This is a genomic window from Brachyspira pilosicoli (assembly GCF_019402445.1).
GTDB lineage: Bacteria > Spirochaetota > Brachyspiria > Brachyspirales > Brachyspiraceae > Brachyspira > Brachyspira pilosicoli_B.
On the sequence record NZ_SRZM01000167.1, the window covers coordinates 1 to 601 of the forward strand.

Sequence of the window (601 nt, forward strand, 5' to 3'; positions counted from 1 at the left end):
ATTTTATATTACTATCAATATCATCTTTTATATAAGGATTATTTATAACTTCATTATTTATATAATTTAAATATATGTCCTCATTTTTTTCTAACGTTTTTAATACTTTCTCTATTATATCCAAATTTAAATTATTCATATTTTCTCCAAAATATTTTTTGAAATTATAATATTATTTATAAAAAAAACAAAACCTCTTATAGTTCCTTTTACTCCCCCTCTATAATCTTCACTTCCTCATCGTTTAAATTATACAATTTATACACTAAAGCATCAATCTGCTTGTCAACTGCATTGATTTGCCTGTTGAGCATAGTAATAGAATTAGGATTTTTCTCAACGGACAACTTTTTGTTTAAAGCGATGATGTTGTCAACGAGCATAACAATTTTGTCATGCATTTCTTTATCATCTTTATTATTTATATCTACTATATGAACAGGTAATTTACCAACAACATTTGGAACATATTCATAAACTCCTCCTCCTGTTTGTTTTGCTATTTTATGATGATAAAAATTAAGTAATTTTGAATTTAATAAAGCTAAAATATATTTTAAATCTATATCATCATTGGTTTTAAATATAACTGTAGTATTAG

The 601-nt window shown here is 23.3% G+C and carries 1 protein-coding gene; it reads right to left on the bottom strand.

The annotated features are described in order from the left end of the window. Nucleotides 1–209: 209 nt before the first annotated feature. On the bottom strand, nucleotides 210–601 hold a 392-nt coding region (locus tag E6A48_RS06475; RefSeq protein ID WP_308461603.1), incomplete at its 5' end, for a TaqI-like C-terminal specificity domain-containing protein.